At 71.2% G+C, this 25,510-nt stretch carries 22 protein-coding genes; 6 read left to right on the top strand and 16 right to left on the bottom strand.

Annotation, left to right across the window (positions count from 1 at the left end; all coding sequences use genetic code 11):
- Positions 1 to 72: 72 nt before the first annotated feature.
- The 3 genes from QRO03_RS14330 to groES all read right to left on the bottom strand — a co-directional run bounded on the left by QRO03_RS14330 (position 73) and on the right by groES (position 2,956).
- Positions 73 to 1,362, bottom strand: a complete 1,290-nt coding sequence (locus tag QRO03_RS14330) for an ABC transporter substrate-binding protein (protein WP_285138151.1) — start codon at positions 1,360 to 1,362, stop codon at positions 73 to 75.
- 194 nt (positions 1,363 to 1,556) lie between these two features.
- Complete coding sequence (gene rarD, locus QRO03_RS14325; protein ID WP_285138150.1) at positions 1,557 to 2,498, bottom strand: EamA family transporter RarD; 942 nt, start codon at positions 2,496 to 2,498, stop codon at positions 1,557 to 1,559.
- A gap of 161 nt (positions 2,499 to 2,659) precedes the next feature.
- The gene (groES, locus tag QRO03_RS14320) at positions 2,660 to 2,956 is read right to left on the bottom strand and encodes a co-chaperone GroES (protein WP_039394204.1); all 297 of its coding nucleotides are present in this window, start codon (positions 2,954 to 2,956) and stop codon (positions 2,660 to 2,662) included.
- Between the two features lie 398 nt (positions 2,957 to 3,354).
- On the opposite strand from groES, the gene QRO03_RS14315 reads away from it, so the two are divergent.
- The 4 genes from QRO03_RS14315 to QRO03_RS14300 all read left to right on the top strand — a co-directional run bounded on the left by QRO03_RS14315 (position 3,355) and on the right by QRO03_RS14300 (position 9,424).
- Complete coding sequence (locus QRO03_RS14315) at positions 3,355 to 5,301, top strand: Hsp70 family protein (RefSeq protein WP_285138149.1); 1,947 nt, start codon at positions 3,355 to 3,357, stop codon at positions 5,299 to 5,301.
- A gap of 26 nt (positions 5,302 to 5,327) precedes the next feature.
- A complete protein-coding gene (locus QRO03_RS14310; RefSeq protein ID WP_285138148.1) occupies positions 5,328 to 7,904 on the top strand; it encodes a helix-turn-helix transcriptional regulator in 2,577 nt (858 codons plus the stop codon).
- Positions 7,905 to 7,995: 91 nt separating this feature from the next.
- A complete protein-coding gene (locus QRO03_RS14305) occupies positions 7,996 to 8,739 on the top strand; it encodes an IniB N-terminal domain-containing protein (protein WP_285138147.1) in 744 nt (247 codons plus the stop codon).
- Positions 8,726 to 9,424: a hypothetical protein gene (locus QRO03_RS14300; protein ID WP_285138146.1), complete on the top strand. Its 699-nt coding sequence runs from the start codon at positions 8,726 to 8,728 to the stop codon at positions 9,422 to 9,424. The genes QRO03_RS14305 and QRO03_RS14300 overlap by 14 nt, the downstream gene beginning before the upstream one ends.
- 65 nt (positions 9,425 to 9,489) lie before the next feature.
- Here QRO03_RS14300 and QRO03_RS14295 read toward each other — a convergent pair whose 3' ends face one another.
- The 4 genes from QRO03_RS14295 to QRO03_RS14280 form a co-directional block, all read right to left on the bottom strand.
- Positions 9,490 to 11,025, bottom strand: a complete 1,536-nt coding sequence (locus tag QRO03_RS14295) for a dynamin family protein (RefSeq protein ID WP_285138145.1) — start codon at positions 11,023 to 11,025, stop codon at positions 9,490 to 9,492.
- Entirely contained in the window at positions 11,022 to 12,938 is a 1,917-nt protein-coding gene (locus tag QRO03_RS14290; RefSeq protein ID WP_285138144.1) for a dynamin family protein, read from the bottom strand. Before QRO03_RS14290 ends, QRO03_RS14295 begins: the two co-directional genes overlap by 4 nt.
- A 126-nt stretch (positions 12,939 to 13,064) precedes the next feature.
- Positions 13,065 to 13,922 carry a hypothetical protein gene (locus QRO03_RS14285; RefSeq protein WP_285138143.1) on the bottom strand — a complete coding sequence of 286 codons (858 nt, stop codon included), beginning with the start codon at positions 13,920 to 13,922 and terminating at the stop codon, positions 13,065 to 13,067.
- A 29-nt stretch (positions 13,923 to 13,951) separates the two neighbouring features.
- On the bottom strand, positions 13,952 to 14,812 hold the full coding sequence (locus QRO03_RS14280) for a hypothetical protein (RefSeq protein WP_285138142.1): 861 nt from the start codon (positions 14,810 to 14,812) through the stop codon (positions 13,952 to 13,954).
- A 377-nt stretch (positions 14,813 to 15,189) separates the two neighbouring features.
- On the opposite strand from QRO03_RS14280, the gene QRO03_RS14275 reads away from it, so the two are divergent.
- The gene (locus QRO03_RS14275; RefSeq protein WP_285138141.1) at positions 15,190 to 16,377 is read left to right on the top strand and encodes a class I SAM-dependent methyltransferase; all 1,188 of its coding nucleotides are present in this window, start codon (positions 15,190 to 15,192) and stop codon (positions 16,375 to 16,377) included.
- A gap of 64 nt (positions 16,378 to 16,441) precedes the next feature.
- Here the strand turns inward: QRO03_RS14275 and QRO03_RS14270 are convergent, their stop codons facing one another.
- Genes QRO03_RS14270 through tsaB form a run of 4 tightly spaced genes read right to left on the bottom strand, consistent with a single transcriptional unit; the run spans position 16,442 to position 19,321 of the window.
- Positions 16,442 to 17,077 carry a hypothetical protein gene (locus QRO03_RS14270; protein WP_285138140.1) on the bottom strand — a complete coding sequence of 212 codons (636 nt, stop codon included), beginning with the start codon at positions 17,075 to 17,077 and terminating at the stop codon, positions 16,442 to 16,444.
- Positions 17,074 to 18,192, bottom strand: coding sequence for a tRNA (adenosine(37)-N6)-threonylcarbamoyltransferase complex transferase subunit TsaD (gene tsaD / locus QRO03_RS14265; RefSeq protein ID WP_285138139.1), 1,119 nt, complete (start codon positions 18,190 to 18,192; stop codon positions 17,074 to 17,076). Before tsaD ends, QRO03_RS14270 begins: the two co-directional genes overlap by 4 nt.
- Entirely contained in the window at positions 18,192 to 18,689 is a 498-nt protein-coding gene (gene rimI / locus QRO03_RS14260; protein WP_285138138.1) for a ribosomal protein S18-alanine N-acetyltransferase, read from the bottom strand. The genes tsaD and rimI overlap by 1 nt, the downstream gene beginning before the upstream one ends.
- Positions 18,689 to 19,321, bottom strand: coding sequence for a tRNA (adenosine(37)-N6)-threonylcarbamoyltransferase complex dimerization subunit type 1 TsaB (gene tsaB / locus QRO03_RS14255; protein WP_285138137.1), 633 nt, complete (start codon positions 19,319 to 19,321; stop codon positions 18,689 to 18,691). The genes rimI and tsaB overlap by 1 nt, the downstream gene beginning before the upstream one ends.
- A gap of 76 nt (positions 19,322 to 19,397) precedes the next feature.
- Between tsaB and QRO03_RS14250 the strand changes: the two genes are divergently transcribed.
- On the top strand, positions 19,398 to 20,330 hold the full coding sequence (locus QRO03_RS14250; RefSeq protein WP_285138136.1) for an alpha/beta fold hydrolase: 933 nt from the start codon (positions 19,398 to 19,400) through the stop codon (positions 20,328 to 20,330).
- A 16-nt stretch (positions 20,331 to 20,346) separates the two neighbouring features.
- On the opposite strand, the gene tsaE is transcribed toward QRO03_RS14250, so the two are convergent.
- The 5 genes from tsaE to coaA all read right to left on the bottom strand — a co-directional run bounded on the left by tsaE (position 20,347) and on the right by coaA (position 25,458).
- On the bottom strand, positions 20,347 to 20,850 hold the full coding sequence (gene tsaE / locus QRO03_RS14245) for a tRNA (adenosine(37)-N6)-threonylcarbamoyltransferase complex ATPase subunit type 1 TsaE (protein WP_285138135.1): 504 nt from the start codon (positions 20,848 to 20,850) through the stop codon (positions 20,347 to 20,349).
- Positions 20,847 to 21,968: an alanine racemase gene (alr, locus tag QRO03_RS14240; protein ID WP_285138134.1), complete on the bottom strand. Its 1,122-nt coding sequence runs from the start codon at positions 21,966 to 21,968 to the stop codon at positions 20,847 to 20,849. Before alr ends, tsaE begins: the two co-directional genes overlap by 4 nt.
- Positions 21,965 to 22,372 (bottom strand): holo-ACP synthase, encoded by a 408-nt coding sequence (locus QRO03_RS14235; protein WP_285138133.1) that lies wholly within the window; start codon positions 22,370 to 22,372, stop codon positions 21,965 to 21,967. Before QRO03_RS14235 ends, alr begins: the two co-directional genes overlap by 4 nt.
- A gap of 214 nt (positions 22,373 to 22,586) precedes the next feature.
- Positions 22,587 to 24,437, bottom strand: a complete 1,851-nt coding sequence (gene glmS, locus QRO03_RS14230) for a glutamine--fructose-6-phosphate transaminase (isomerizing) (protein ID WP_285138132.1) — start codon at positions 24,435 to 24,437, stop codon at positions 22,587 to 22,589.
- A gap of 67 nt (positions 24,438 to 24,504) precedes the next feature.
- Positions 24,505 to 25,458, bottom strand: coding sequence for a type I pantothenate kinase (gene coaA, locus QRO03_RS14225; RefSeq protein ID WP_285138131.1), 954 nt, complete (start codon positions 25,456 to 25,458; stop codon positions 24,505 to 24,507).
- Between the last annotated feature and the right edge of the window lie 52 nt (positions 25,459 to 25,510).

Genomic DNA, 25,510 nt, shown 5'->3' with positions numbered 1-25,510 from the left:
GCGCGACGCGGCGCATGCCTCAACGCGAAAGGGCCCGGATCCTGAGATCCGGGCCCTTCCTGCGGTGTCAAGTCACTCGTTGAGCGAGCCGAACTCCGTGTTCAGCAGGGTGTACTTGTTGTCGGCACCGTACTGGTAGATGCCGATGTACGCCTCGGTCGGGTCACCGTTCTCGTCGAACGTGATCGGGCCGGAGACACCGTCGTAGTCGATGTCGGTGCCGTCGTTGATCAGCGCGAGGCAGTCGGCGAAGGTCGTGCACTTCTCGCCGCCCTCGGAGACCGACTGGAGGTTGTCGCGGATCGCGGTGCCCGAGTCGTCCTTGGCCTGCGCCGCGGCGAGAGCAGCGACGATGACGGCGTCGTAGGACTCCGGCGCGTAGCTGAAGTCGGTCAGCGCGGGGTCGATCTCCTTCAGACGCGACTGGAACGTCGTGTCGGCCGGGTTGCCGGGCAGCGTGCCCTTGGCGCCCTGCAGGGTGCCGGCGGGGAACTCGTACGAGTTCGACAGGTTGCCGTCGACGAAGTAGACCTTCGACGCGGCGTAGCCCTGCGTGCTGACCAGCTGCGGGATGATCGACGACGTCTCTTCGAACGCGATCACCGCGACGGCGTCGGGCTGAGCCGCGAGCAGCTCGTCGACCTGCGACGTGAAGACCGTGTCACCCGGGTTGTAGGGGACCGCGACGGAGACCTCGCCACCGGCGGCCTCGATGGCCGTCGTCGCGTTGTCCTTCAGGCCGATGCCGTAGGGGTCGTTGATGTAGATGATGCCGACGTTGGCGGCACCGTCTCCGACCATCAGGTTGCCGAGCACGCGGCCCTGCAGCACGTCGGAGGGCGCGGTGCGCCAGTAGTACCCGTCGTCGGCGTAGGTCGTGAAGTCGGGCGAGGTGTTGGCGGGCGAGATCTGGACCACACCGGCGTTGACCAGCTGGTCGACGAAGGTGAAGGACACACCCGACGAGGCGGCACCGATGACGACGTCGGCACCGGCGTCGACGAGCTCGGTCGCCGACTGCGTGGCGATGTCGGTGGTCGTGTCACCCGAGTCGCGCTCGGTGAGTTCGACCGAGAACGGGAATGCGTCGCCCGTGGCCTCGATGTCCTGCACGGCGAGCTTGACGCCGGCGACCTCGGGCGGGCCGAGGAAGGCGAGGTTACCCGTGGCGGGGAGGATCGTGCCGACGTGGAACGCGCCGTCGGCCGTCGATACGGCACCGCTGCCACCGTCGGAGGATTCGCTGGGTGCGGCGGCGTCGCCGCCACCACCGGCACAACCGGCGAGGACGAGCGCGCTTGCGCCGACCAGGGCGAGACCGCCGAGGAGTCGGGCGCTGCGCGTGCGCGGGAAGACGTTCATAGTGCTCCTTGCTGTGGATGAACGCGGGGAAGACCCATGGGGTCACCTGATTCCCCCAACCTAATCGGATGCAGGTTTTCCGCATGTTGCCGTTCGTTAACGATGTGCGTCCCCGCGGTCACGGGCGCATAACGGTCGACGACACCGCATCGAGAACGGACGGATTCAGCCGGTAAACGCAGAAATCGCGGAACTCACACCGGCTCGGCGACATCGGCCACCACGCGACGATGACGCCGCGAGGCGACGATCGAATCGGCACTCAGGATCACCAGCGCCACCCAGACCAGGGCGAAGCCGATCCAGCGCTCGGGGGTCATCTCTTCGTGGAGCACCCAGACACCGATGACGAACTGGATGACGGGCGCCACGAACTGCAGCAGCCCGATCACCGTCAGCGGCACCCGCCGGGCACCCGACGCGAACAGCAGCAGCGGGATCGCCGTCACGACGCCCGCCGACAGGAGCAGCACCGTGTGCAGCGCTCCGACGGTGCCGAGCGTGATCCCCGAGATGGTCGCGACGAACACCAGCTGGATCGCGGCGACCGGTAGGAGCCACAGCGACTCGAGGGTCAGACCGCTCACGGCATCCACCGACGGGCCGATCTGCTTCTTCACCAGACCGTAGAAGCCGAAGGAGAACGCCAGCGTCAGGGCGATCCACGGGAAGGAGCCGTAGCCGACGACGATGACGACGACCGCGGCGACGGCGATGCCCACCGCGATCCACGGCAGGACGCGCAGTTTCTCGCGCAGCACGAGGACCCCGAGCAGGACCGTGACGATCGGGTTCGTGAAGTACCCGAGGCTCGTCTCGATGACGTGCCCGGTCAGGGCCCCGATCAGGTAGGTCTGCCAGTTCACGTAGATCAGGACGCCCGCCAGTGCCGTGAGCGCCATCAGGCGCGGCTGCCGCACGATGGCGAGGAACGGGCGCCACGTGCGGAGAACCGTGAGCAGCAGGAGGCAGAAGGCGAAGGCCAGGATGATCCGCCAGGCGACGACCTCGAAGGGATCGGTCGGCTTGAGCTGCAGGAAGTAGATCGGCAGGACACCCCAGAGCAGGTAGGCGCTCAGTGCGTACAGCGCGCCTCGGGTGCTCCCACCGGCGGGGGCGGGTGGGATGGCGGTCACTCGATCAGCCTATGCGCGGCGTCGCCCCGGGGGCCGCCGACGGCCGCCGCTTTCCTGCCACCTGCCCGGTCGACGACACGGAGGCCGAGGCGAGGACGGCGACGAGACGAGGAAGACCCCGGATGCTGTGGCATCCGGGGTCTTCGTCGTGAGTCGCGCGATCAGCGGACGACGACCGCCAGCACGTCGCGAGCCGACAGCACCAGGTACTCGTCGGCGCCGAACTTGACCTCGGTGCCGCCGTACTTGCTGTACAGCACGCGGTCGCCGACGGCGACGTCGAGGGGGACACGGTTGCCGTTGTCGTCGATGCGGCCGGGGCCGACGGCGACGACTTCGCCCTCCTGCGGCTTCTCTTTGGCGGTGTCGGGGATGACGAGACCACTCGCGGTGGTCTGCTCAGCCTCGACCTGCTTGATGACGATCCGGTCCTCGAGCGGCTTGATGGAAACCGACACGGTCTACCTCTTTCTCGTTACAGAAGACTTGTCAGCACTCACGCGGGGAGAGTGCTAACCAGAGTCTAGGGAAGGGTTGGCACTCGTGCAATGCGAGTGCCAACCCGACGTGTGTGGGAACGGCACGAGCCGGAGAACGACCGGCGCGGCCGCGACGCGCAAGCGAGGACGGACCTGAACGACGGCGCGCGAAGTATTGCACCTTCGCGCCTTGGATAACACCCGTTTCACCTCCCCTTTCATCCTCAATCGGGGTGTGCGACACTTCTGGGACAGCGTCGACACGTGCAGGGGGCACGGGCCGATGGAACACGAACGGGCTCGTCGTCGAGCTCGGAGAGTCGGGGGATTCAGGAGTGCCTTGGGCGCTTCTGTGCGCCCTCGGGGGGTCGAAACACATGGCTACGCCGTACTTCTTGGCGATCGATGTAGGGACGAGCAGGACTGCGGCTGCGACCGCGCGTTCCGCACCCGACGGGGCGTTGCTTGCCGCATCGCTGCCGCTCGGGCGCAACGCCGACAGCACCCCGACCACCGTCTTCGTGTCGGACAGCGGACTGCTGTTCGGCGACGCGGCGGAGCGTCGGGGCACCGCCCAGCCCGAGCGTCTCGTGCGCGAATTCAAGCGCCGCATCGGCGACGACGTGCCCATCGTGGCCGGAGACCGGCGCTTCTCTCCTCAAGACCTCTACGCCCTGGTCGTGGGGTGGGTGATCGGCACCGCGGTCGAGCGCGAGGGACAGCACCCCGCCGGCATCGCCGTCTCCGTCCCCGTCACCTGGGGCGAGTACCGCACGCAACTGGTGCGCGACGCGATCGGCCGCCTCGGCTGGAGCGACGTGCAGGTCATCACCGAGCCCGAGGCCGCCGCGCGCCACTACGAATCGACGCACCCCCTCGAGAGCGGCCGCGCCCTGGCGGTCTACGACTTCGGTGGCGGCACGTTCGACACCGTCATCCTCCAGAAGATGCCCGACGGCAACGTGGACTTCGTCGGCAGCCCCGTCGGCATCCCCGACCTGGGCGGCGCCGACTTCGACGACATCGTGCTGCGGCACACCGTCCGTGCCGCCGGCATCCCGGCATCCGCGCTCGCGAGCGTGGAGTCCGATGCGGGCCTACGCATGGCCCTGGCGTCGCTCCGACGCGAGTGCGTCGACGCCAAGGAGTCGCTGTCGTTCGACGGTGAAGCCGTCGTGCCGGTGCTCGTCGGCGACGGCCACGGCGCCGTCCGCCTGACCCGCGCCGAGTTCGAGGACATGATCGAACCCGAGATCGAGCGCACCGTCGAGGTGCTCGAGATCGCGCTGGAGCAGTCGGGCCTCACCGCCGACGACCTCGACGCGATCCTGCTCACGGGCGGCACCTCCCGCATCCCCCGCGTCGCGCAGCTGCTCTCAGAGCGTTTCGACCGCCCGATCGCCGTCGACGCCGATCCCAAGGCGATCATCGCGCTCGGCGCCGCGCGCACCGCGGCCGGCGGCGACCTGCGCCCGTTCTCGCTCCTCGCGGTCGACGACGCTCCGGCCGACGACGATGACGACGACCGCGATGACGACGACGCGAACTCCGAGTCCGTCTTCACCGCCCAGCGGAGCGAGAAGCGCGCTCCGTGGTTTCGACGGGTTCCCGCCACGGCGTACGTCGCTGCGGGTGTCGCGGTGCTCACCGTGAGCGTGGGCGTCGTCAGTGTGCCCGCCCTCGGCGTCGGCATCCTTGCCCGCACCGGAATGGCCGTTACCTCGCAGCCCATGGCCGCCGACCTCGACGTGCGCGTGTTCGACGCGCTCGATCTGCCCTCCTCTCCCCCGGCGAGCATCGCCGCCCCCCAGGTGCAGCCCGTCGCCGAGCAGCCCGCGGCCCCGCAGGAGGCCACCGCTCCCGAGGAGCCCCGCTCGACCACTCGCAGCGAGGAACGTCAGCGCACCCCCCAGCGACTGACCCCTCAGGCCGCCGAACAGCGCAGCCCCTCCGCGGCGCCCCCCGCGCAGCAGCAGGCCTCCAACGGTGGCGGCGGAAGTGGGGGCGGGAACCCCGCCCCGGCCACCCAGCCGTCGTCGTCCACGCCGTCGGAGCCCTCGGCCGGCACGCCGTCGACCGATCCGACGACCACCGCTCCCTCTCCCTCCGACCCGGCCCCCACCACGCCGGCCGAGACACCGGGCACCGAGACGCCGGGCACGGACACGCCGGTCACCGACCCGCCCGCCTCCGAGGAGCCGGCTCCGTCTCCGTCGACGGAGAACCCGCCGCCGACCGAGACCTCGCCGCCGTCGGAGCAGCCGGCCGAGACCAGCTCTCCGGCACCCGAGACACCGCCCACCTCCGCCGAGCCCACGCCCTGACGCGGGCCGTCGGAAGATCACCACCGATGTCGATCTCGAACACGTCCTCCGATGCTGCCCACGGCGACCTCGAATCGCTGCTGCTGCCGCGCGTCGCACGCGCCCTCCTCGACGCCTCCGTCGCGGCGGTCGAGCCCGCACCGCTCGCGGTCGTGGGAACGGCTGGCTCCGGCAAATCCCGCGTGCTGCGTCACCTCTTCACGGCGCTGCGCACGGCCGGCGTCTCCCCCGTCGCCCTGACACACCTCTCGGACCTGCCCGCCGCGGGGGACGCGGTCGTCGTCGTCGACGACGCGCATCTTCTCGACGATGAGACGCTCTCCACGCTGGCGGACCGGCTGCGCACGGGAAGCGCGACGGTGCTGCTCGCCACCCGTCCCGACCCCGACTCACCGGTGCTGCGCGCGCTGATCGACGACATCGAACGGCACCAACCGCCGATGCTGCTCGGACACGTGACGATGTCCGACGTCACCGCGCACCTGGGGACCGCAGCCACGGACGTGTCGCGGGGCTGCCTCACCCGCCTGCTCGAGGCCACCGGAGGGTTGGCCTGGCTGACCGCGGAGGCGCTCATGCTGCACGGCGACGCGATCTGCGATGGTCGGTGCGATCACGACGAGATCGCCCGGTCGCTGGACGACCTGGTCTCGCACCGCATCGACTCCCTCGACCCGTCGCTGCGGCTCGCCGTCGAAGCGCTGTGCCTCGACGAGCGCTCCGCGCTCGACGCCGGCGCCGGCCCCGCCTGCGCCGCGGGCTACGACGCCGGCCTGCTGCAGCGCGGCGGGCGTACGGTCCCGCTCGTGCGTGACGCCGTGCGCGCACGACTGACCGCCGACCGCCTGCTGGAGCTGTACTCGGCGCGGCTGGTGCGCGACGCCGCCTCGGTGCAGGCGCTCCTCGGGGGCACGACGGACGAGCGCGTGGCATCCGCCCTGCTCGCCGACGGCGACCGTGAGTTCTCGCGCGATCCTGCGAAGGCGGCCGAGCTCTACGAGGCGGCCGACCGGGCGGGAGCGCCCTCGGCCACCCTGGCGTTGCGCCGCGCGCGGGCCGCGTGGGCCCTGGGCGACGTGGATGCCGCCGGCACGTTCGTCGACCGCCTGCTCGCCGACTCCGACTCCCCCGGCGACGCCGCCCTCGACATGGCCGCCGCCGTGTGGGCCATGCGCGGCGACATGGACCTCGGGGCGCAGGTCTACCGCGGCGGCGTGCCGACGACGTCCGAGAGCCGGGCGAAGTGGACGATCGCCGCCGCGGGCGCCGGTCACACCGATCCGGCCGCGACGGCCGTCTCCGCACCCGTGCGCACCATCCCGACCGCCCACGGCGTCTCGCTCGAACTCCTCTCCCGTGGCCTGCGGGCCTCTCTCGACGCCGCCGACCACGACGGTCTGCAGGATCTCGTGCGTGCGAGCGAGATGTACACCGCGTCGGGGAGCGACGCCCCTCTGCCGGAACTTCCGGCCGTGATCGCCGCTCTGGTCGCGCTGCACCTGGGCGAGGCCGCCGTCGCCCAGCGGGTTCTTGATGCCGCGATCGCCGGTGCGCAGGGCGGTGCATGGGCGGGTCCTCGCCTGCTGCTGTGGCGCGCGTGGGTCGCACTGCAGCGCGAGCACGCGGCGGAGGCGGAGAACGCCCTGCGCGCGGCGACCGGCGGACGTCCGCTCGGTGCGCGCGATCGTCTGCTCGCCGACGCCGTCGAGCTCGGGCTCGTGCGGCGGAACGGCCAGCCCTCCGAGCTGCCGCCGGTCTGGCAGCGCGCGCAGGAGTCGCTGCTGCGTGTGCAGATCGACCTCTTCACGCTCGTCCCCCTCGGCGAGTTCGCCGTCTCGGCGGCACGGGTCGGCGAGTTCGGTGCCATGCGCTCGTCGCTCGAGCGGGCCGACCAGCTGCTCGCCGACCTCGGCCGACCGGCCCTGTGGGAGACGAGCCTGCAGTGGTCGGGCCTGCACGCCAGCATCCTGCTGGGCAGCCCCGAGGAGCTCACCGTTCACGCGCGAGCCCTGCGGGCCGCGGCCGAGCACTCGCCCCTGGCCGCCCGCCTGGCACGCGCCGGGCGCGTGTGGACCGACGTCCTCACCGGCGCCGTCGACGTGGACGCCATCGAGGAGTCCGCCGCGGCCCTCGCTGCGAGCGGCTTCGCGTGGGACGGTGCACGTCTAGCGAGCCACGGCGCGAGCAAATCCACCGATCGGCGCATCATCGCGCGCCTGCTCGCGTGCGCCCGTCAGCTGCACCCGCGTGAGCGCGTGGAGACGCCCGCGACCCCGGCGACCGACACCGGCCCGATCCCCGCACCCACGCGTGCGGCCGAGGGCTCCGGCATCCTGAGCGAACGCGAGCGGGAGGTCGCGGCGCTGGTGCTGCAGGGCAAGACCTACGCCGAGATCGGCGAGACGATCTTCATCTCGCCGCGCACCGCCGAGCACCACATCGCCCGCATCCGCCGGCGCCTCGGCGCCACCTCCCGCTCCGACCTCATGAGCCGTCTGCGCATGGCTCTCGACGACGGTTCGCACGCCCCGGAACCCGGGGCGCAGAAGACCGGCGACGACGCGCAATCCGCCAGGGTGCTCGCGTCCGCCAAACCCCTATGACCCACCGCGCGCTATGGGGGTTCCCCCCGACGCGCACAGACACCCCTTCGACCTAACGTCGATCACAAGGAACAACCGTGAGGAGACCCCAATGAGCGTCACGCTGGCGACCATGGCAGATGCGCTGATCGAATTCATCCTGAGCCTCCTACGCGATCCGGAGGCCGCAGCCGAGTTCGAGGAAGACCCGGAAGGCGCGATGGCGGCACGGGGCCTGAACAACGTCTCGTACGCGGACGTGTGCTCGGTCGCCCCGGTGATCGCCGAGAAGCCCCACGTGATCGTGAACCCCACTCCCGTGCCGGTGCCCGTGGGCCCCAAGCCGGAGTGGAACCCGGTGGTCAAGGAGATCAAGACGATCACCACGCAGCTGTCGTACACGCACATCGACGACCGCGACACGATCGTCGACCAGTCGGTGAACCAGAACATCTGGGCCAACGGCGACGTCAACCAGACCTTCGGCAACGAAGCCGTCGTCGCCTCGGGTGACGACGCGATCGCCGCCGGCAACGACGTCGATCAGGACACGACCCTCGACAACTCGACCGACATCAACGCCGGCAACGACGTCAACATCGGCAACGACGAGACGAACACCGACATCGACGGCTCGTACAACGACACCGACGAGACCACCGAGACGACCGACAACTCCACCGACGTCGACCTGACCGACTCGGCCAACGACTCCTCGACGGACGTCGTGGTCGACGACTCGTTCAACGACACCACCGACACGACGATCGACACCTCGGTCGACGAGGACACCACCGTCGTGTTCGACTCGGGCAACGACGTCGTCATCGAAGACACCTCGGATGACACCCTCTGACACGCCCTCGGAACGGCGGGTGGGCTCTCACGAGCTCACCCGCCGTTCCGGTGCGCCCGCACCCCAGGCGCAGGTGCGCCGCTCCCCGGCACCGCCGCCGTACGAACCGCCACCCAAGGCCGTCAAGCCCGAGCGGCCCGCGCTGCACGACAAGGCCGCGGCCCCCGTCATGGTCAAGATGCCGCCGCCCGCGGCGGTGCGTCTCGCGCAGATCAGCTGGGTGCTCAGCCTGGTGGTGGGCGCGATCACCGTGGGGTACCTCTTCATCGTCCGCCAGACGATCGACCCCGATATCGAGGCGATCGTGCGCGGGGTCGACGACTCACGGCCGGCCGAGACCGTCAGCACCGCCGCCGACATCGTCTTCTGGTGCGTCTTCGGCGCACTCGTGACGGTGCTGCTGGTGCAGATCACCTCGCTGGTGTCGTTCAACAACCGTCGCGACAACGCGCGGTGGTGGATGCTGGGCGTCCTGCTGCTGCTGGCCGTGACGGTCCTGGCGGCCCGGCAGTTCGTGGCCGTCGGCGACCGGGGAGTGCCGCTGGATCGGCTCTTGCTGATCCAACTCGGCCTGTCCGCGCTCGGTCTGCTGTTCTCGGTCATCCCGGCCGCTCTCCGCTGGACACGGCGCAAGCACGACATCCGACGCGGCAGCCCCGGCAGCAGCCCCTCCGCGGAGTTCTGACGAAGCGGCATCCGATCCTCGCGGGTCGGATGCCGCTTCTCTTTCGCGTCGGGTTCTCCGTCGCGTCAGGCGGGTCCGCTCGAGAGCAGCGCGTCCGTCGCGTCGACACCGCGGTCGGCGTCCCCCGTCGCGTCGGAGCCGAGGAGATCGGATGCCGCGCCCTCGACGCTGCGGACCACGCCACGGCACAGGTCTGCGGTGTGGCGGTCGGTCAGAGGCGACTCCGCCAGCGAATGCCAGTGCGCGAGCAGACCGTCGATGCGCTCGCGCTGCGCCGGGGGCGCCGCGTCGTCGCCGAGACCCAGCCGTCGCGCGGGCGCGAGTCCTGAGCCACCCACGATCCGCTCCGCCTCCTCGAGCGCCTCGGCGCCGAGTTCGGGGGGCGCCGTGCGCAGCTCCGCCAGCAGCGACAGCTCGCGCAGATCGTGGCTCTGCGCCGTCAGGCGCTCGATGGATGCCAGCAAGCCGGCGGTGTGCGGGCGCGGGCGTTCGCGCACGAGGCGTTCGACGCTGTGCAGGATGCCGCGCGCCTTCAGCGCGAAGGCGCGACCACGGAACTGGTCCTCGACGAAACGCTGCACCTCGACCAGGCCGCTCTGCTGCACGAGGCGGTCGGAGAGAGCCGACGACGTCGTCGCGCCGCCGCGGATGAGCGCCGCCGCCAGCCGCACCCCGAACAGGCCGAAGCGCCGCAGCAGGCCGCGACGGATCTCCACGCTCAGGGCGGTGTCGTCGGTGGCGCGCGTGAAGCGGTCGACGGTCAGCAGCAGCTTGTCGCGTGCCTCGCGGTCCATCAGCGCGATGTGGCGCAGGGCGATGAACTCGCTCTCGCGCAGCGTGCGCCCGCCCTCGGCGAGAAGACCCGCCACCGGGACCACGTCGAGCGCCAGGGCGCGCAGTTCGCCGTCCCGGCGGTATCGGTCCGCGATCTTGGCCGCCGACAGCAGCGAGTCGATGCGACCCGAGCCGATCTCATCGGCGCGGGACAGGGCCGCCAGGGCGTTGACGGTCTGGGACTCCCCCGCCGCGGTGTCGCGGAAGGCCTCGAGGAACTTGAGGTCCTCGGCGTGCACGTGCCGCAGCAGATAGATGATGGCATCCGCCGCCGTCGGGGTGTCCTTGGGGATGAAGAAGTCGGTCGAGCGCGCCGAGTTCTCCACGGTCAGCGAGGCGATACCCGGGGTGTCGATGAGCACCGTCGAACGAAGGCTCTCGCTCGGCCAGGCGACATCGATCCAGGCGACCTCTTCGGCGGTGTACCCGCCCATGTCCAGCACGAGGCGCCCCTCGTGCCGGCGCACCGGGCGGGAGATCCGGCGGCCGTCGTGAAGGCGCAGATCCACGCGGGCGGTCGATCCGTAGCGGTACCAGGTGATCGTGCGCGTGCACTCCCCCGCGTCGGTCGGGGCGATCCGCTCGCCGATGAGGGCGTTCAGCAGCGTCGACTTGCCCGCCTTGACGATGCCGGCGACCGCCAGGCGCAACGGCTCCCGCAGCCGCGCCCGGAACGACTCCAGCACCTCGACCGCGGCCGCGTCGTCGGCGTACGCGTCGAGGGCGTCGTCGACGATCCGGGCGACCTCGGGCAGCCCGGCGCTCACCGACCGACCGCCGCGCGGGCGGGGCGTGCCGCCTCGAGCTCGGTGGTGGGGATGCGTCCGCGCAGGGCCTCGATGTCGCGCAGTTGCGCCTGCAGCGTGGTGATGCGCTTGTCGCGGTCGGCGGTGTAGGAGGCCGCCGCCTGCTTGGCCACCAGCACCGAGTCACTGAGCGAGCGGTGCAGCTCCTCGGCGATCGAGCCGAAGTGGTCGCGGGCGGTGCGCTGGACGACGCGCAGGCGGTCCTTCAGCTGCTTGCCCACCTGGAAGACGGTGTCTTCGATGTGACGGCGCAGGAGGTTCTTCGCCTCGTTCTGCCGACGGAGCAGGCGCGAGGACATGTCTTCGCGGAAGGCCCGGCGACCGACCAGGACACCGGCGAGCAGCGAGAGCGGGTTGATGAGCGAGAGGCCGACGATGCTGGTCGCGAGCCCCACCATCAGCACGCCGCCGTAAGACCCGCGCACACCGATGTAGATCTTCTCGGCGGCGCCCATCTTGCCGTCGTCGAGGTGCTGCAGCTCCTCGACCGGGTCGAGCAGACCATCGGTGCCGGCGACGTCGATCAGCGGGATCGACTCCTCACCCATGCGGAACTCGTCGGCCACCTGCTCGGCCAACCACTGCGACCGCTCGTTGGTCCAGACGAAGGTCTCGGAGACCGCGGCGTTCACCCGCTCGTCGACCCACTGGGCGATCTGGTCCCAGATGGGGCCGGGGTCGCCCTCGTCGATGGCGGCCTCCCCCTCGCGCTGCACCTTGCGCAGGCGATCGCGCAGGTCGTGCTCGGTGTCGGAGATCAGGTCGGCGATGCCGTCGGAGAGAGTGACCTGCCAGCGGGAGGTGCGGCTGCGGAAATCGTCGGCCTTGGCCTTGGCATCCTCGAGACGGGCGATCATGCCCGGCGTGTCCTCGGGATGCAGCAGGGCGTTGAGCTCGGTCTTCACGGCCAGCGAGAGCTGGTCGGACACGGTCAGCAGGTCGTGCACGGCGGCACGACGGTTGAGGTCCTCCGCCTTGCCCAGCACGTCGCGACGCAGGTGCGCCACGAGCTCGGGGAAGCCGGACTCGTCGTTCAGCTCACGGTCCTGCTGCTCGGCGGCCAGCAACCGCAGGTCGCTCGAGACGGCGAAGACGGGGACGTCGTCGATGTCGACGCCCAGCTCGTTCAGGTGCTTCTCGTCGACGCGCTGGATCTCGCGCCACTCGGGGTAGAGATCGGTCTTCGACAGCACGGCCGCGACGTTCGGGGAGATGCGCATCGCGTGGCGCAGGAACTGGATCTCCGGCTCGGTGTACTCCTGCGACGCATCGGAGACCAGCAGCACGGCGTGCGCGGTCGTGAGGGCGGCGAGGGTCGCGAGGGAGCGGGTCGACTCGAGCCCGCCGACACCGGGCGAGTCGACGATGCGCAGTCCCCCCTTGAGGATCTCGCGCGGCAGCAGTACCTCGGCGCCCACCACGTCGCCGTCCTGCTCGTCGTCGGCGCGGGAGGTGACGTAGTCGGACAGACGCTCGAAGGGGATGTCGACCCGGCGGACCTCGTGCGACTCCCCGCTCTCGCGCTTCACGAGCACGGTCGCGGAGGGCTCCTCCGCGTATCCCACCGAAGTCGGCACGCTCGTGGCGATGTCGTCGTCGACCGCGCAGGCGGGGGCGTTGATGAGGGCGTTGACCAGTTTGCTCTTGCCCTGCTTGAACTGCCCGACGATGACCACGCGCACGTGGGGGTCCTGCAGACGGGAGCGTGTGCTCGTGAGCTTCTCGACCAGGTCCTCGCGACCGAGGACCCCGGAGTACTTGCGGGCCCGTTCGACGAGGGCGGCCAGTTCGGCCGCCGGCGCGGGACCCTTCCTCCCGTCGGCTTCGGCACCGTTCGGCGCGGGAGACGTGGTGGGCTGGGCCGGTGCGGACACGCGGGGAACCTCTCGGTCGGGCCGACGCCTCTTCGACGTCGAAGGATCTGGGAACGACGATAGCCCCGGGCGGGAAAACCCGCCCAGGGCTACCGTTCAGACGCTTCCGTTGTTACGGATGGCGACTCAGGCGTCGAGATCGGCGTCGGGGAGCTGCACGTCCACGACCTCGGCGTTGCCGGAGCCCCAGATGACGTCGGCGTTGATCGTCCAGTCCTGCGACTCGGTCGAGCTGAAGTCGTCGTTGAACGAGTCGCTCAGGTCGACGTTGACGGACTCGTCGTTGTACGAGTTGTCGATCGACCAGTCCTGCGAGTTGTCCGTGAGCTCGACCGAGATGTCGGTCGTGTTGCCCACGTTGTCCCACGTCGTGATCTCGGTGGTGTTGCCGATGTTGATGTCGCCCTCGGCGTCGAAGTTCGTCGACGCGTCCAGCGAACGCGAGATCGAGACGTCGCCACCGGCGGCCACGGCACCCTCACCCGAAGCGGTGACGGCGCTGTTGCTGAAGTCCTGGGTGATCCCGCCACCGAGGACGTTCTGGTTGACCGACTGGTCGACGATGGTCGACTGGCTGTAGATGGAGGCGTTGCCGCCGCCGCCCGCGCCGCTCCAGCCCGAGAAGCCCGTGTTGTATTCACGAACGCCCGCGTTGGTGGAGTTGTCCTCGACCGAGTTGTCGGTGTTGTACGAGTCGACCGCGATCTCGTACGAGTTGCCCGAGTTGTTGACCGAGTTGTCGGTGTACTCGTTGCCCGAGTTGTCCCACGAGTTGTCGACGTTGCCGGTGTCGACGTTGCCCGAGTCGACGAACGACCAGTCCTGGGTCGACTCGTCGGTCGACGAGTTGTCGACGTTGCCGACGGTGTCGAGGTCGACGGCCAGGTTCTGGCTGTTGTTCGTGTTGGTCGTGCTGTTGCTGTTGCCGACGTTCGACCAGTCCGCGTTGCCGGAGTCGCTCACGTCACCGATGTTCCACACCATGATGTTGGTTCCTTACTTTACGAAGAGGCTCAGGCCAGGGGCAGGTTGAGGTCGGCGGTGTTGAAGCTGTCCACGACCGCCGTGATGTCGACGTCGATGGTGGTCTCGCTGTCGAACACCTCGGAGGTGTTGAACGAGCCGTCGGCCGAGTAGTTCTCCGAGAAGTCGTTGAACGAGTCGGAGACGTCGATGACGCTGGAGTTGTCGGTGTACGAGTAGTCCAGGTTGTACTCGTTCATCGAGTCCGTGATCGTGGTGATCGTGGTCTCGTTGCCGATGTTGATGTCGCCGCCGGCGCTGAAGTTGCTGGACTCGTTGACCGAGTAGTCCCAGTCGACGCTGCCGCCGGCTGCGATGGAACCCTCACCCGAAGCGGTGACCGAGGAGTTCGCGAACGACTGGTCGACGTCGCCGTCGGCCGCGAGGTTCTGGTTGACCGACTGGTCGACGATCGTGGAGCTGCTCCAGATCTCGGTGTGGCCGCCGCCCGCAGCGCCGGAGTCGGCTGCCGAGGCGCCGCCCCACGCGCCGAAGCCCGTGTTGTACTCGCGGACACCCGCGTTGACGGAGTTGTCGGTGTGCGAGTTGTCGGTGTTGTACGAGCCGTCGGCCCACTCGAGGCTGTTGCCCGAGTCGTTGACCGAGTTGTCGGTGGCCGTGTTGTTCGAGTCGGTCCACTCGTTGGACTCGTTGTAGGAGCCCTCGTTGAACGAGCCGTCGAGGCCGATGGTGGTGTCGCTGGCGTCGGTGACCGAGTTGTCGGTGTTGAACGAGTCGGTGGCCGAGGCGTCGGTGTTCACCGAGTTGTCTTCGTTGACGGTGCTCGTGTCGTTGAGCGAGTCCGCGATGGCCGTGTTGAGCGAGTTGTTGATGTCGCCGGTGGTAGGCATTTCTTCCATCCCATTCTCGGGCCGCGGCCCGCAGTGCTGTTCGTTCTTCGAGAGTAAGAACGGGCCGCGGATCCGGCATCGGGGGCCTCCCCGGTATCGGGTACGGGGGACCCCGGGGTTTTGGGGGGAGGGGGGAGGGGGACCACGGGGGTCTCCTCCGATCGAGGCGGCGACGGGGGCCGGCTCCGCGTCCTCACCCGCGCACGGGAGTCGGAGTCCGCACCACCCCGGGGAAACCCTGCCCCGAGCCTGCCGACAGGTCGGGACCGCTCGCGCACCGGCTCCCCCGCCCCGGGAAACCCGGTCCCTCGCGCTCGGTGCAGCCGGACCCCGCGGGGGCGCCCGACCCCGCGGACCCGCCCGCCTAGGCTGGTTCGGTGGACACCGCCGAGCTCACCGCCCTGCTCACCCCCGAGGGCCTCCGCCTGCTCGACGACATCGGCCCCCTCGTCTCCACCGACGACGCCGCGCGCGCGGTCTCCCGGCTTCGAGCGGCCGGGCACTCCCCCGACCTCGTGGCCGCCGTGGTGGGTCAGGCCCGCCTCCGAGTGCGGGCGGCGGTGAAGTTCGGCCCGTTCGCCGACCGGATGCTGTTCACGCGCGCGGGGCTCGAGCAGGCGACGCGCCTGTCGATCGCCGCCCGTCACGCGGGGCGGTTCCGCGACGCCGGCATGACGAGCGTCGCCGACCTCGGCTGCGGCATCGGCGGCGACGCCCTCGGTCTCGCAGGTCTCGGCATCCGGGTCCACGCCGTCGACGCCGACGAGGTGACCGCCGCCATCGCCGCGTACAACCTCGCCCCCTTCGGCGAGGCCGCGAGCGTCGCCCACGCGCGCGCCGAAGACGTCGACCTGACGGGGACGGATGCCGTGTGGCTCGACCCCGCGCGACGGACAGCCGGCCACGCCGAGACGCGGCAGGTGACATCGGCGGAGTGGTCGCCGTCGCTCGAGTGGGTGTTCGACGTGCTGCGCCGCACCCCGGGAGGGGTCAAGCTCGGACCGGGCTTCGATCGCGGGCAGATCCCCGACGACGTCGAAGCGCAATGGATCAGCGCCGACGGCTCCACGATCGAGCTGGTGCTGTGGGCGGGCGCTCTCGCGCGCGAGCGGGTGCGACGGGCGGCGCTCGTGGTGCGCGGCGGTGACGCGTGGGAGCTCACCGCCCCCGCCGACAGCCCCGACGTCGACATGTGCGACCTGGGCGCCTTCGTGCACGAGCCCGACGGGGCGGTGATCCGCGCCCGGCTCATCGGCGAGGTCGCCCGTGCCCTCGACGCGGGGACGGTGTCGGAGGGGATCGCGTACCTGACCTCCGATGCGGCGCTGACGAGCCCGTTCGTCTCGACGTTCCGCGTGCGCGAGCAGCTTCCGGTGGACACGAAGAAGCTCGCCCAGGCCCTGCGCGCACGCGGCATCGGGACGCTGGAGATCAAGAAGCGCGGCGTCGACATCGACCCCGCCGTGCTGCGGAAGAAGCTCTCGCTGCGCGGCAACGCATCGGCGACGCTCATCGTGACCCGCGTGGGGTCCCGACGCGTCGCTCTGCTCGCCGACCGCGTGTGAGCACGCGCGTCAACCCCGACACCTCCGCCCCGAGACGCAGCCCGGCGACTCGCCGCGGCGGCGCTCAGACGACGGCGAGCTGCGAGAAGCCCCAGACGAGCCAGCCGACGCTGAAGACCAGCGACAGCACGGCGAGGCACAGCGCCCATACGGCGGCCCGACGACCGTCGTGCGCCCGACGCAGCGACAGCGCCGCGAAGACCACCGCGGTCACTCCCAGCGGCAGGAGCCACCCGGTGAACAGCGATCCCGACAGCGCGAGGATCGCCAGCGCGAGAGCCCACGGAGCCAGGGACGGGGGCGTGGGCGGCACCGGAGGCACGTAGGGGATGAGGTGATCACCGAACGCGGCCATCTCGAGCTGGGCCGTCGGCAGGCGCTCGGGGTCGTCCTCGAAGGGCGGGATCGCCGTGCTCGACGCCGCCTCGCCGGCTCCCGCGACTCCCGACACGGCCGTCCCGGACACCGCCGTCCCGGACACCGCCGTCCCGGACACCGCCGTCCCGGACACCACCGTCCCGGATGCCGCGCTGACCGGCGCGGGCGCGCTCCCGCCCGAGGTCGCCATCCGGCGGGTGCCCGAGGCAGCCGCCGGCACCTCCGCAGCGGGGTCCCCGGCCCTCGCGCCCGCCGGAGCCTCGACTCCGGAGGCCAGGAGGTCTTTGCGTCCGCGTCGGGTCGGCGGCGGCAGCTCGGTCACGATGCCGCTCCGGCGCCGGGCACCGACTCGGCACGGAGGGACGGGGGCTCGGCATCCGGATCCTCGGCGACCTGGATCTCGGTCACCGGAAGGGTCGAGTCCGCTCCGAACGCGAGGGTCGAGGGGCGCCGCCCCGAGGCGATGAGCTGGGCTGCGAGCGCGGCGATCATCGCGCCGTTGTCGGTGCACAGCCGGAGGGGCGGGATGCGCACCGCGACACCGGCGGCGGCCGCGCGCTCGAGGGCGACGTCGCGCAGACGTTTGTTGGCGATGACACCTCCGCCGAGGAGGAGGCGGGGAACGCCGTGGCGCGCACACGCGTCGAGGGCCTTGGTGACGAGCACGTCGACGACGGCCTCGCGGAAGGACGCCGCCACGTCGGCCACCGGCACGGGTCGTCCCGCCGCCTCGTGCTGCTCGACCCAACGGGCGACCGCGGTCTTCAGGCCCGAGAACGAGAAGTCGTAGCGGTGGGATGCCATGTCGGAGGCCCGGGACATGCCACGGGGGAAGCGGATCGCGGTGGGGTGTCCGGTCGCGGCGGCGCGGTCGATCTCGGGGCCGCCGGGGTAGGGCAGCTTCAGCAGTCGCGCGACCTTGTCGAAGGCCTCTCCGGCGGCGTCGTCCATGGTCTCGCCGAGCAGTTCGACGTCGCTCGTGAGGTCGCGCACGAGCAGCAGCGAGGTGTGTCCGCCGCTGACCAGCAGCGCGACCGTGGGGTATTCGAGCTCGTCGGCGTCGGCGTCGAGGATGTCGGCCGCGATGTGCCCGACCAGGTGGTTCACGGCGTAGAGCGGCTTGTCGAGCGCGACGGCCAAGCCCTTCGCGGCCCCGACGCCGACCATCAGGGCGCCCGCGAGCCCGGGCCCGCTGGTGACGGCGACGGCGTCGAGCTCGTCGAGGGTCACCCCGGCCTCGGCGAGCGCGGCGTCGATCGAGGGCTGCAGCGCCTCGAGGTGCGCGCGGGCGGCGACCTCGGGAACGACCCCGCCGTACCGGGCGTGTTCGTCCATGCTCGAGGCGATGGTGTTGCTGAGCAGCTGTCGACCGCGGACGATGCCGATGCCGGTCTCGTCGCAGCTGGTCTCGATGCCGAGCACGAGGGGCGCGTCCATCAGCACCACCCCTTTCCGGTCGTCGTCGCGGCGGCGCGGGCGGCCGCCCACCCCCGGAGGTCGAGTTGCATGACGATCGCGTCGACGTCGTCGGGCTGGTAGTACCGCGGGCGGCGACCCACTTCGACGAAACCCTCCGAGGCGTACAGCGCCTGCGCGACGGGGTTGTCCGCCCGCACCTCGAGGAACACGTGGCGCACCTCGCGGCGCACGGCCTCGTCGAGCAGCTCGCCCAGCAACGCCCGGCCCCGACCGCGGCCACGCGCGGTCGCCGCGATGGCGATGGTCTGCACGTCGGCGTCCCGCGCACCGCGCACCGCGCGCAACCCCGCGTAGCCGACGAGGCGGTCCCCCTCTTCGACGACGACGTACCAGCCGTGCGGAGAGGCGAGCTCCTCGCGCATCATGGCCGCGCTCCACGCGTCGGTGGGGAACGAGGCGTTCTCGAGCGCCATGATCGCGTCGAGGTCGGAGACGGTCGCGGTGCGCACGGCCATCAGCTGACCCGCTTCGGCGCGTGCGCGGCGACCACGTCGGGGCTGCGCAGGTAGAGCGGTTCGATGCCCGCGAGGGTGCGATCGGCGTCGAGGGCGCGCGCGGCGACGAGCGCGACCATCGCGGCCGAGACCCGCGTGGCCTCGATCCGCACGGCTCCGAGCTCGGCGAGCCGATCGTCGACGTCGTCGCGGGGGCTGAGCGCGGCATCCGCGATGCGCACCGGGAGTCCGTCGTCGTCGATCCCGTCGTAGACGCTGAACGCGAACTCCCGACGGCGGGCGTCGGTGACGACGGCGAAGCGCGGAGTGTCGGTGCCGGTCAGGGCGTCGGCCAGCAGCACGCCGAGCGCCACGGCGTCGTGACTGGGCACGGGAACCACCGGCACACCGCGTCCGAGCGCGTAGACCCGCGCCGTGGCGATGCCGACGCGGAGGCCCGTGAAGGGCCCCGGTCCCATGCCGATCGCGACGTGCGTCGGCGCGGGGGCCACCGCCGTCGCCCGCCGCAGCAGGTCGCCGATGACCTCGGCGTGACCGAGGGGGTTGGCGCTCTGCTCGTCGGCGAGCACCTCCCCGTCGCGGGCGATCGCCGCGACGGCGGTGCCGAGCGAGGTGTCGATGCCGATGATCACCGTTCCAGGGTATCCGGCCCTCCGACGCCGCTCCCGAAGCGGCATCCGTTCGCGCCGTCCGCTCCGAAGAAGAGGCATGGATGCCACTGAGCTCGGCCTCCGCCGCGTGGTCGTCCCCACGGGCGTCGGTCCCCTCGTCGTCCACGCCGGGCGGGGCTCGGGCAGCCCGGTCGCGACGATCCTGCTCCACGGGGCGGCGGGGTCCTGGACGACGTGGATGCCGATGCTCTCGGCATCCACCGGGCGCCTCTCCGACGTGATCGCGGTGGACCTTCCGGGCTGGGGCGAGACGCTGGGACCCGTTCCCGACCCGGCGGAGCTCGCGGTCGCGATCGCGGCCGTCGCACGCGCCCTCGGCTACCCGCGGTGGCGGGTGGTCGGGCACTCGCTCGGCGGGGTGATCGCCCTCGACATCGCCGCCCGCTTCCCCGGCGAGACCGTCGCCGTCGGTGTCGTCTCGCCCAGCGGCGCCGGCGCCCGGGCCGTGGTCCGTCGTCCCCTCGCGGGCGCGGTGCATCTCCCCTGGCTCGCGGGCATGGTCGGGGCGATGGGCGTGCTGCGCGCGCTGGGACCCGCCGCAGGCCCCCTCTTGCGGGGGCTGCAGCGCACGGGGGCGCTCGACGTCCTCGCGCGGCCCTTGTTCCGTCACCCCGAGCGTGTGGGGCGCTCCACGACCGACGCCCTCGCCACGGAGATCCGCCCGTCGGCGTTCCTCGCCGCGGCGAGGATCTCGCGAACGCACGACGACGGGGTGTGGCGGCGCATCGTCTGCCCCGTCAGGTCGGTGCGCGGCCGTCACGACGTCTTCGTCGCCACGAGCGACCCCCGCGCCTGGAGGCGGATGCTGCGGGACTACGACGACGTCGTGCTCGACGACAGCGGGCACTTCGCCCACGTGGAGCAGCCCGTCGAGACGCTGCGGGCGCTCCGCGACGTCTGGGCGGCCGAGCGCGCCCCGGGGCGATCCCCCCGCGCGAAGCCGCAGTCGGCGAGGACCGCGACGCGCTGACCGCTCCGTCCGGGAGTCAGGGCCGACGCGAGATCGTCACCGTCCGTGGCGCATCCACGTCGAGCTCGACGGTGTGCACGGCGATCTCGCCGCACGCGTTGTCGACTCCGCGGCCGCCGAGGTGCCGGTCGATCTCGATCTCCCACCACGAGTCCGCCAAGTACTCGGCGACACCCTTCCCCCACTCCACGATCACGGCCGAGTGCGCCACGTCGATGTCGAGGTCGTCGAGTTCGACCGCCGCCCCCAGACGATAGGCGTCCACGTGCACCAGCGGCGTGCCGCCCACCAGCGACGGGTGCGTGCGGGCGATGACGAACGTGGGGCTCTGGATCGGACCACGGATGCCGAGTCCCTCGCCGATCCCGCGCGTCAGGGTCGTCTTGCCGGCGCCGAGGGGCCCGGTGAGCACGACGACGTCCCCGGGCGCCAGGGAGCGGCCGATCCGCCGGCCGAGCTCGTGCATATCGGAGGGCGCGGCGATCTCGCGTGTGCCGAGCAGCTCGTCGGGGACGCTCACGCCTCGACCTCCCGCCGGGGGACGCGGGCGCCCACGCGCGTGACGATCTCATAGTCGATGGTGTCGGCGGCATCTGCCCAGTCCCGCGCCGAGGGCGCGCCCAGAGTCGGATCGCCGAACAGCACGACCTCGTCGCCCAGCGCGACCGGGTGGTCGCCGACGTCGACGACGAACTGGTCCATCGCGATGCGACCGGCGACGGTGAAACGGCGGCCGCCGATCGAGACCGGTCCGCGGCCGGAGGCCTGGCGGGGGACGCCGTCGGCGTAGCCCAGCGGCACGAGGGCGAGGGTCGTGTCGCGCTCGGTGCGGTAGTCGTAGCCGTACGACACCCCGGTGCCGGCGGGAACGCGCCGCACCGCCGCCACCGCTCCGCGCAGCGTCATGGCCGGACGCAGACCCAGGTCGGCGGCCGTGCGGTCGGCCAGGGGCGAGACGCCGTACATGCCGATACCGATGCGGACGCAGCCCAGCCGCGCTTCGGGGAGGGTGATCGCCGCGTTGGTGGCGGCGATGTGCCGCAGGGGCGGGTTCAGTCCCGCGGCCGCGGCGAGCGCCAGGCCCTCGTGGAAGCGGGCGAGCGCCGCGCGGTCGTCGTCGAGGCTGGTGTTGGACAGGTGGGAGAACACCCCGATCACCCGCACGCGCCCGATGCGCTCGAGTCGCGCCGCCTCGGAGAACACGGTCCGCCACTGCTCGGGCGCGATGCCGTTGCGCGAGAGTCCCGTCTCGATCTTGAGGTGGACGGCGGCGGGTCGTCCGCCCGCGAACGCCTCTCCGGCCCGCTCCAGCTGGTCGAGGTCGGAGACGCCGAGCTCGATGTCGTGCCGCACCGCCTCGGTGAACGACGCTCCCGGCGCATGCAACCACGCGAACAGGGGGGCGCGCACGCCCGCTCGCCGCAGGGCGAGCGCCTCATCGATGTCGGAGACGCCGATGCGCGTCGCGCCGCCCTCGAGCGCCGCGCGGGCGGCGCGGAGCGCTCCGTGACCGTAGCCGTCGGCCTTCACCACCGCGATGATCTGCGAGCCCGTCAGCGTGCGCAGGTGCCGCACGTTCTCGGTGATCGCCTCGACGTCGATGAGCGCTTCGCGCAGCACTCCCCGCGGCAGTCTCATGCGGTGTCCTCTCGGGCGGTGGGGAAAACGGATGCCGTGACTCCGGCCGGCGGAACGGCCTCGGCGATGACGTACGCCGTCGCGAGCCCCGCGTCGTGCGACATCGAGAGGTGCAGGGCGGTGATCCCCCGCCCGGCCACGGTCACGGCGGTCTCGCCGGTCAGGGCGAAGACGGGGCGTCCCGACTCCTCGGAGGCCACCTCGATGTCGGTCCAGTGCACGCCGTCGGATCCGCCGAGGGCCTTGATGAGCGCCTCCTTCGCCGCGTAGCGCGCGGCGAGCGAGCGGGGCTTGAGCACGCGCTCAGCGGGGGCGAACAGGCGCGGGAGCAGTCGAGGGGTGCGCGCGAGTGTGGCGGCGAAGCGGGGGACGTCGACCACGTCGACGCCGATTCCGACGATCATGCGCCCTCCCCTCGTGGCATCCGCTCCATTCTGCCGGTGCCCGCACACGCCGTGGCGCCGTCGTCGGCGAGCCGGACTCCGGAGAACCGGTCACCGCGCTGCCTTCCGGGCGCGTTGCCGCCGCGATGCCGCGCGATTCTCCGGAGTTCGGCCTCGCGACCGACGGCGAAGGGGCCGGATGCCGCGGCATCCGGCCCCTCCTGCGACACGCGGTCTATTCGACCGTCACCGACTTCGCCAGGTTGCGCGGCTGGTCGACGTCGAGGCCCTTGGCCTCGGCCAGACCCATCGCGAAGATGTGCAGCGGCACGACGGCCAGCAGCGGCTCGAACAGCGGGGCGGCCAGCGGGATGCGCAGCACCTCGTCGGCGGCGGGCAGCACGGCGACGTCGCCCTCTTCGGCGATCGCGATGACGCGGGCACCGCGCGCGCGGATCTCCTCGATGTTGGAGACGACCTTCTTGTGCATCTCACCCGAGCCGCGCGGCGACGGCACCACGACGAACACGGGCTGGCCCGGCTCGATCAGGGCGATGGGGCCGTGCTTGAGCTCGCCGGCGGCGAAGCCCTCGGCGTGGATGTAGGCCAGTTCCTTCAGCTTCAGCGCACCCTCGAGCGCGATCGGGTATCCGACGTTGCGGCCGAGGAAGAGGACCGAGCGCGTGTCGGCCATCCAGTGGGCGAGCTGCTCGATGCGGGCCTGCTCGCTCTCGAGCACGCGGGCGATCTTGCCGGGCACGGCCTCGAGCTCGGCGACGGCCTCGACCGCGGCGACGGGATCGATGGCGCCGCGGATCCGCCCCACGTGGAGGGCGAGCAGGTACAGCGCGGTGATCTGCGCGACGAAGGCCTTCGTGGAGGCCACGGCGACCTCGGGGCCGGCGTGCGTGTAGACGATGGCATCCGATTCGCGCGGGATGGTCGCTCCCTGCGTGTTGCAGATCGACAGCGTCTTCGCGCCACGCGAACGGGCGTACTTCACCGCCATGAGCGTGTCCATGGTCTCACCCGACTGGCTGATCGAGACGACCAGCGTGCGGGCGGAGAGCACCGGGTCGCGGTAACGGAACTCGTGGGCGAGCTCGACGTCGACGGGCACGCGCGTCCAGGTCTCGAGCGCGTACTTGCCGACCATGCCGGCGTAGGCGGCGGTGCCGCACGCGATGACGAGGATGCGGTCGATGTCGGCGAGGAAGTCGTCGAGTCCGTCGAGCTCGGGGATCTCGACCCGCCCCTCGTGGATGCGTCCGCGCAGGGTGTTGGCGACGGCCTCGGGCTCCTCCGAGACCTCCTTGGCCATGAACGACGACCAACCGCCCTTCTCGGCCGCCGAGGCGTCCCACGTGACCTCGAACGCCTCGACCTCGACCGGTGCGCCCGAGAAGTCGGTCACCTCGACGCCCTCGGGGGTGATGGCCACGATCTCGTCCTGCCCGATCGCGAGGGCGTTGCGGGTGTGCTCGACGAAGGCGGCGACGTCGGAGCCGAGGAAGTTCTCGCCGTCGCCGAGGCCGATGACCAGCGGCGAATTGCGGCGCGCACCGACGACCAGACCCGGGTGGTCCTGGTGCATGGCGAGCAGCGTGTACGCCCCCTCGAGGCGCGAGACGACCGCGCGGAACGCCTGCACCAGGTCCTTGGTGCGGGCGTACTCCCGGCCGATCATGACGGCGGCGACCTCGGTGTCGGTCTCGCTGCGGAAGGCGAAGCCCTCGCCGACCATCTCGCTCTTGAGCTCGGCGAAGTTCTCGATGATGCCGTTGTGGATGACGGCGAGCTTGTCGTCGTCGGCGAGGTGCGGGTGCGCGTTGGCATCCGTCGGTCCGCCGTGCGTCGCCCAGCGCGTGTGGCCGATACCGGTGGTGCCGTTCGGCATGGGCGAGGCCTCGAGGTCGTCGCGGAGCACCGCGAGCTTTCCCGCGCGCTTGCGCATGTCGAGGGCGCCCTCACCGTCGATCACGGCGATGCCGGCGGAGTCGTAGCCCCGGTACTCCAGCCGGGACAGTCCGGCGAGAAGGATGTCCTGGCTCTGACGAGGACCCACGTAACCGATGATTCCGCACATGAGCCCCCATCCTACGGGGCGATGCCGAGCACCCCCTGCGACCGCGGCAGACGGGTCGGGGGCGGCCCTAGAGCTTGCGCAGCAGGACCGACTCGACCGTGTGGTCGGCGCCCTTCTGCAGCACGAGACCTGCGCGGTGCCGCGTGGGCAGGACGTTCTCTTCGAGGTTGGGGAGGTTGATCTCGCGCCAGTAGCCGAGGGCGCGTTCGACGGCCTCCTCGTCGCTGATGTCGGCGAAGACGCGGAAGAACGACGTGGGGTTCGTGAAGGCGTTGTCGCGCAGCGCGAGGAACCGCTCGACGTACCACTTCTCGATGTGCGCGGCGTCCGCGTCGACGTAGATCGAGAAGTCGAACAGGTCGCTCACGGCGACCTCGTTCGGTGACGGGGGCGGCTGCAGGACGTTCAGCCCCTCCACGATGACCACGTCGGGTCGGTGCACGGTGACGTGCGCGTCGGGCATGATGTCGTACCGCACGTGGGAGTAGAAGGGTGCTCGCGCCTCCTCGGCACCCGACTTCACCTCGCTGAGGAACTGCACGAGCGCCCGCCGGTCGTACGACTCGGGGAAGCCCTTGCGCTCCATGAGTCCGCGGCGTTCGAGCTCGGCGTTCGGGTAGAGGAAGCCGTCCGTGGTGACCAGCTCCACCCGGGGGGTGTCGGGCCAGCGGCTCATGAGCTCGCGCAGGAGGCGGGCGATGGTCGATTTGCCGACCGCCACGGAGCCGGCGACGCCGATGACGAACGGGGTCGTGGCATCCGGTTCACCGAGGAACTCGCTCGTGTCCGCGCCCAGTCGGCGCGTGGCACGCGCGTAGAGGCTCAGCAGTCGACTCAGGGGCAGGTACACCTCGGCGACCTCGCGCGGGTCGAGCCGGTCACCGATCCCGCGCAGCTGCACGATCTCGTGCTCGGTCAGCGGCTGCGGCAGTCCACCCGCCAAGCGCGACCAGTCGTCGCGGTCGATCTGACGGTAGGGGCTCAGCGACGGCGCGGGAGCGTCGGTCTCGGCGGCGGACACCCGCCCATGCTACCGGCGGGATCGCGCCGTTCCGGCTGACCCCGGCCCGACC

Source organism: Microbacterium sp. lyk4-40-TSB-66, assembly GCF_030209475.1.
GTDB lineage: Bacteria > Actinomycetota > Actinomycetes > Actinomycetales > Microbacteriaceae > Microbacterium.
This window is presented reverse-complemented; position numbering and strand designations above follow the sequence as displayed.

What these genes read in the sequence shown, in the direction of transcription:
- QRO03_RS14280 (WP_285138142.1), bottom strand. Translation starts at nt 14,812, where the DNA reads ATGCCTACCACCGGCGACATCAACAACTCGCTCAACACGGCCATCGCG.
- QRO03_RS14285 (WP_285138143.1), bottom strand. Translation starts at nt 13,922, where the DNA reads ATGGTGTGGAACATCGGTGACGTGAGCGACTCCGGCAACGCGGACTGG.
- tsaD (WP_285138139.1), bottom strand. Translation starts at nt 18,192, where the DNA reads ATGGACGCGCCCCTCGTGCTCGGCATCGAGACCAGCTGCGACGAGACC.
- QRO03_RS14250 (WP_285138136.1), top strand. Translation starts at nt 19,398, where the DNA reads ATGGATGCCACTGAGCTCGGCCTCCGCCGCGTGGTCGTCCCCACGGGC.
- glmS (WP_285138132.1), bottom strand. Translation starts at nt 24,437, where the DNA reads ATGTGCGGAATCATCGGTTACGTGGGTCCTCGTCAGAGCCAGGACATC.
- QRO03_RS14330 (WP_285138151.1), bottom strand. Translation starts at nt 1,362, where the DNA reads ATGAACGTCTTCCCGCGCACGCGCAGCGCCCGACTCCTCGGCGGTCTC.
- QRO03_RS14305 (WP_285138147.1), top strand. Translation starts at nt 7,996, where the DNA reads ATGAGCGTCACGCTGGCGACCATGGCAGATGCGCTGATCGAATTCATC.
- QRO03_RS14310 (WP_285138148.1), top strand. Translation starts at nt 5,328, where the DNA reads ATGTCGATCTCGAACACGTCCTCCGATGCTGCCCACGGCGACCTCGAA.
- rimI (WP_285138138.1), bottom strand. Translation starts at nt 18,689, where the DNA reads ATGGCCGTGCGCACCGCGACCGTCTCCGACCTCGACGCGATCATGGCG.
- alr (WP_285138134.1), bottom strand. Translation starts at nt 21,968, where the DNA reads ATGAGACTGCCGCGGGGAGTGCTGCGCGAAGCGCTCATCGACGTCGAG.
- QRO03_RS14235 (WP_285138133.1), bottom strand. Translation starts at nt 22,372, where the DNA reads ATGATCGTCGGAATCGGCGTCGACGTGGTCGACGTCCCCCGCTTCGCC.
- QRO03_RS14300 (WP_285138146.1), top strand. Translation starts at nt 8,726, where the DNA reads ATGACACCCTCTGACACGCCCTCGGAACGGCGGGTGGGCTCTCACGAG.
- QRO03_RS14315 (WP_285138149.1), top strand. Translation starts at nt 3,355, where the DNA reads ATGGCTACGCCGTACTTCTTGGCGATCGATGTAGGGACGAGCAGGACT.